Annotated in this window: 5 protein-coding genes and 1 pseudogene; 1 reads left to right on the top strand and 5 read right to left on the bottom strand. The window is 73.0% G+C overall.

Annotation, left to right across the window (positions count from 1 at the left end):
* Positions 1 to 799 (top strand): annotated as a pseudogene (locus tag RWP81_RS14140) (1-pyrroline-5-carboxylate dehydrogenase); the annotation flags it as partial.
* A 140-nt stretch (positions 800 to 939) separates the two neighbouring features.
* Here RWP81_RS14140 and RWP81_RS14135 read toward each other — a convergent pair.
* The 5 genes from RWP81_RS14135 to RWP81_RS14115 form a co-directional block, all read right to left on the bottom strand.
* Positions 940 to 1,854, bottom strand: a complete 915-nt coding sequence (locus RWP81_RS14135; RefSeq protein ID WP_314457137.1) for a hypothetical protein — start codon at positions 1,852 to 1,854, stop codon at positions 940 to 942.
* 164 nt (positions 1,855 to 2,018) lie between these two features.
* The gene (locus tag RWP81_RS14130; protein WP_314457135.1) at positions 2,019 to 2,600 is read right to left on the bottom strand and encodes a cupin; all 582 of its coding nucleotides are present in this window, start codon (positions 2,598 to 2,600) and stop codon (positions 2,019 to 2,021) included.
* 43 nt (positions 2,601 to 2,643) lie between these two features.
* Positions 2,644 to 3,279: a methylthioribulose 1-phosphate dehydratase gene (gene mtnB, locus RWP81_RS14125; RefSeq protein ID WP_314457133.1), complete on the bottom strand. Its 636-nt coding sequence runs from the start codon at positions 3,277 to 3,279 to the stop codon at positions 2,644 to 2,646.
* Positions 3,276 to 3,980: an acireductone synthase gene (gene mtnC, locus RWP81_RS14120; RefSeq protein ID WP_314457131.1), complete on the bottom strand. Its 705-nt coding sequence runs from the start codon at positions 3,978 to 3,980 to the stop codon at positions 3,276 to 3,278. The genes mtnB and mtnC overlap by 4 nt, the downstream gene beginning before the upstream one ends.
* Complete coding sequence (locus RWP81_RS14115; RefSeq protein ID WP_314457129.1) at positions 3,977 to 4,945, bottom strand: NAD(P)-dependent oxidoreductase; 969 nt, start codon at positions 4,943 to 4,945, stop codon at positions 3,977 to 3,979. The genes mtnC and RWP81_RS14115 overlap by 4 nt, the downstream gene beginning before the upstream one ends.
* Positions 4,946 to 5,070: the final 125 nt, after the last annotated feature.

Raw genomic sequence — 5,070 nt, 5'->3', positions numbered from 1 at the left:
GGGCAGGGTCGTGCAGCGGGAGCCGCTCGGCGGCTGGGGCGAGGCGTCGGCGGGCACCGGCGCGATGTCGGGCGGGCCGAACCGCCTGGTCACCCTCGGGTCGTGGCGGCCGTCGTCGGGCGGTGCGGCGTCGTCGACGCTGCACCTGCGCGGGCTCGACAGTCGCATCACGGGGCTCATCGAGGCCGCGCAACCGACCCTGTCGTACGAGGCGTTCGAGTGGCTGCGCCGCGGCGCGCTGTCGGATGCCGTGGCGTGGGACCGCGAGTTCGGCCGGGTCACCGACGTCTCGCACCTGCGGGTCGAGCGCAATCTGCGGCGGTACCGTCCGACCGAGGTCGCGGTGCGCGCGACCGGCGACGCGGCCTGGCAGGCGGTGCTGCGCGTGCTCGTCGCGGCGGTGCGCTCGGGCTCGACGTTCACGCTCAGCACCCCCGTGGGTCTTCCCGCGGCCGTGCGCCACCTGCTCGGCGAGGCGAGCGTGGCGGTCTCGGTCGAGACCGACGCGGAGTGGTTGCAGCGCCTGGCGAGTGGCATCCCGGATGCCGACGCGGTCGACGCCCTCGTCACGCCGGGGCGGCCGCAGCGGATCCGTCTGGTGGGCCCGGCCGAGACCGTCACCGCCCTCCGCACGGCGGTCGCCGAGACCGTGGGGGCCGACCTTTCGCTGACCGTGTACGCCGACGAGGTCACCACCGCCGGTCGTCTGGAGCTGCTGCCGTTCCTGCGCGAGCAGGCGGTGTCGATCGCCGCACACCGCTACGGCCTTCCCGACCCGTGGTCGGCGGCCGTCATCTGACCCCCGCCCGAGCCCGGACCGCCGCCGAGATCACACGATCCCGCCGAGACGACACGATTCGACGCGCGCACCGCGCGTGATTTCGTGCGGATCGTGTCGTCTCGCGCGGCCCGCGGTGTAGCGACCGCCCGCCGCGCAGATCAATGCGCGACGGCGGTCTGCGTGAGAAGGGCGATCTCGTCCTCGGTCCATCCGTGATCGATGCGCAGGGTGTCCTTCAAGGTCGAAACCGCGCCGGTCCGTGACAGCCCCGCGCCGCCGAACACGGCGACCGCGTCGGAATCGACGGCGGCGGCGGCTTCGCGCACGTCGCCCACGAGTTCGCGCAGGCGCGGCTGCCGCCCGTCGTCGCCGCGCCTGCGACCGGGAACGACCACCAGTACGGCGGATGCCCCCGCGGCCGCGAGCAGGGTCTCACGGTCGACGGCGATCCAGAAGACCGAGGTCGCGGCGGTGATCACGACGACGATGAGGACGCCGACCGTGACGGCTCCCGCATCGGAGAAGAGGCCGTCGGGGCCGCCGCCGTCTTCGCCGGCGACCACGAGCGCGAGTCCCCGCGCCGCGCAGTACAGGGCGAAGGCGCAGAGGGCACCGGCGAGCACGCGGATCGACGCCCGGTGCCCCTCGCGGGAGCGTGCGGCGGCCACCGCACCGCACACTCCGACGACCGCGAAGGCGGCCGCCCGCACGACGGCGGCGTCGTTCACCGGGAGGAGCAGAGAGGTCACGGCGACGGCGATCACCCCGGATGCCGCGAGGAGCGCGAACCACCGGTTCGCCGTCGGGCGGCTGAGCGCGTGGAACGCGAACGGGATCATCGCGGGTCCGAGGACCATCAGCGCGTTGGCGGCGGCGAACACCGGGGACCCGCCGACGTTGATCCACACGAGATACATCGCCGACGCGCCGACCTCTGCCACGCCGGCGATCACGGCGTACTGCAGCGACGCGCCGGTCGGGGCGTCGTGGCCGACGAGCAGGAGGCCCACCAGCAGCAGCATGCCGGTTGCGACGAGGCACGTCACCGACAGCAGCATCACGGGTGCCACCATGTGCCCGCCCCTCTCACCGCGTGCCCGGTGGACATGAAGGTATTGCGGCGGGGGAGGCCCCGCAAGCGTCAGAGACCGCCGCGGGGCCCGCACCCGCGCAGAACGCCCGCCCCCACGGCATCCGGAGGGATGCGACGGGGGCGGGCGTTCGGGGAGAAGCGGGATCAGGCGAGCTGCGCGCGACGCTCCGCCAGCTGGTCGAACGAGGCGAAGGACTCCGCGATGGGGCTGCCGGTGAAGTGACCGACCCAGCCGTCGTCGTCGTGGAAGAAGCGCACGCTGACGTAGTGGGGAGTGGTGCCCATGTCGAACCAGTGCGTCGTGTTCGCCGGCACCGAGATGAGGTCGCCCGCCTCGCAGTACACCGCGTGCACCTTCTCGTTCGCGTGGAGGTAGAACACGCCCGCGCCCTTGGCGAAGTAGCGGTCCTCGTCGTCGTCGTGCGCGTGCTCCGACAGGAACTTCTCGCGGAACGGCGTCTTGACGTCGTCGTAGTCGGACTGGGCGGGGTCGAGGGCGACGACGTCGACGAGCGTGTAGCCCTCACGGTCCTTCACCTCGCCGATCTCGTCGGCGTACAGCGCGAGCACCTCGTCCTGCGAGGCGCCGGCGGCGACGTCCTTGACCTCCCAGCGCGAGAAGCGGGCGCCGAGCTCGGCCAGGGCTTCGCGGATCTCGCTCTCCTCGGTGGTCTCGAGCACGGGCGTGCTCGGGTCGGTCGCTTTCCAGACGGTCAGCAGGGTCATGGCCGCTCCTTTCGTTGGGGGTGGGGAAGAAGGATGCCGCAGCTCAGCGCGTCGCGACGGCGAAGCGCAAGAGCCACTCGGTGATCTCGAGGTGGCGACGGGCCGCGGCCACATCGGCACCCCAGGCGTACATGCCGTGGTTCGCGACGATCAGGGCGGGGACCTCGGGCACGTCGGCGGTGGCGGGGCGGTAGACCTCGTCGAACCAGCCGGCCTCGACCGTCATGTCCTGGTGGTTGCGGATCACGGGGATCGTCACGGTCTCGTCGTCGGCGAGGTGACCGATGCCCTTGAGCATCTCCATGTCGCGGATCTCGACGCCGTTCGGCCACCGGTGTCCGGCGACCACGGCGTCGAACGCGTGCACGTGGAACACGGCGTTCGCACCCGTGCGCGCGGCGATGTGGGCGTGCAGACCCGACTCCGCCGACGGGGGGCGCTGGTCGTCGGGGTCGATCGCCTCGCCGCTCGCGTCGATGAGCACGACGTCGGCGTCGGTGAGCAGCGACTTGTCGAGGCCCGACGCGGTGACGGCGAGCACGAGCGGGTCGCGGTCGACGACGACCGAGAGGTTGCCCGAGGTGCCGCGCATCCAGCCGTAGCCCGAGAAGCGCGACGCCTCGGCCGCGAGGGCGGCGCCGGCGGCCTGCACGCGGTCGCGGGAGGGGAGGACGGTCATCGGGTCACCTCGATCTCGTCGAAGGATGCCACGGCGGGCGCGGCGAATGCGGTGCCGGCCCACGGTTCGCCGGCGCGGTCGAGGGCGACCACCTGCCAGCCGGCCGCGAGGGCCGCCGTCACCTCGTCGGGGTGGTCGGTGAGGAACAGCGCGCGCCCGGGCGCCACGTCGAGGGAGGCGGCGATCGCGTCGAACGACGCGCGCTCCTTCTTCGGCCCGGCCTTGACCGTGTCGAAGAAGTCCTCGACGAGAGGGGTCAGGTCGCCCTGCGGCGCGTGACGGAACCACGGCACCTGCGAGGCGACCGAACCCGAGGAGTACACGGCGAGACGGATGCCGTCCTCATGCCAGGCGCGCAGGCGCTGGGGCACGTCGTCGAAGAACTGCGAGTGGATCTCACCCGCGGCGAAACCCTCGGCCCAGATGATCCCCTGCAGCGTCTTCAGCGGGGTGGACTTCACATCGTTCGCCATCAGAGCGCGCAGCGCCTCGGCGATCTCGACGTCGGAGGCGTCGGCATCCAGGCCCGTCTCGGCGATCGCGTCGACGCGGGCGGAGCGAACGGTGTCGTCGTCGCGCCCGAGCACCTCCTCGAGACGCGGCCGCGCGTAGTCGTACAGGTCGCCGAGGATGAACCCGGCGGCGGACGTGGTGCCCTCGATGTCGAGCACGACCACGTCGGCGGTGGCGGAGACGGTCATGATTTCTCTTTCGTGTCGATGAAGGATGCCACGGCGGCGGCCGCGAGGCGGGAGTGCTCGACGACCACGTCGTCCGACGCTCCGGCGATGTGCGGGGTGAGGGTGACGTTCGGCAGTCGCAGCAGTTCGTCGCCCGGGGCGAGCGGCTCGTCGTGGAACACGTCGAATCCGGCGCCGGCGATGCGCGCGTCGCGCAGCACCGCGAGCAGGGCGTCGCGGTCGACGAGAGCGGCGCGGCCGGCGTTGATCAGATACGCGTCGGGGCGCAGCAGCGCGAGTTCGCGCGCGCCGATCAGACCGGTGGTCTCGGGGGTGAGCGGAACGTGCAGGGTGACGATGTCGCTCGAAGCGAGCAGCTCGTCGAGGTCGAGGTGCGTCACGTCGTCGCCCAGGGCGCCGGGGGCGAGGAAGGGGTCGTACACGGCGACGCGCATGCCGAACCCCTGCGCGCGGCGCACGACGCGCCGACCGACCGCTCCGCCGCCGACGACGCCGAGCTGCCGGCCCGTGAGCCCGATGCCGCGGAAGCGCGCGTACGGCTCGAACACGTCGTCGGTGCTCCACTTGCCCTCGCGCAGCCACGCCGACGCCGCGGGCACGTGGCGCACGGTGGCGAGCAGGAGGGCGAGGGTGAAGTCGGCGGTCACGTCGGCGTTGCGACCCGGTGTCGTGCGTACCTCGACGCCGCGCGCCGCGCACGCGGCGAGATCGACGTTCGCGGGGTTCGCGCGGCAGGCGACGACCAACGACAGGCGGGGCGCGGCCGCGAGCGCGTCGTCGTCGATGCGGTCGAGCTCTGCGATCACGACGTCGGCGCCGGCCAGAGCCTCGGCGAACACGGGGTCGGCGGCGGCGCGCGCACCGAGGGACTGGCCGGTCTCGACCTCGGATGCCGTGAAGACCTCGCCCGCAAGCGCGGCGGCGATGCGCGGGTCGAAGGGGGCGGTGACGACGATGCGGGTCACGCGGGGGTCCTCTCGGGGGTGGAGACGTCGGGAGCCGGCTCGTCGAGGTGCGCGGCGGGGGCGCCGGCGGCGGTGCGTTCCGCCTCGGCGCGGTCAACGCTCGGGGCCGCAGCGCCGGACGCGGC

Source organism: uncultured Microbacterium sp. (assembly GCF_963521695.1).
Classification (GTDB): Bacteria; Actinomycetota; Actinomycetes; order Actinomycetales; family Microbacteriaceae; genus Microbacterium.
This window is presented reverse-complemented; position numbering and strand designations above follow the sequence as displayed.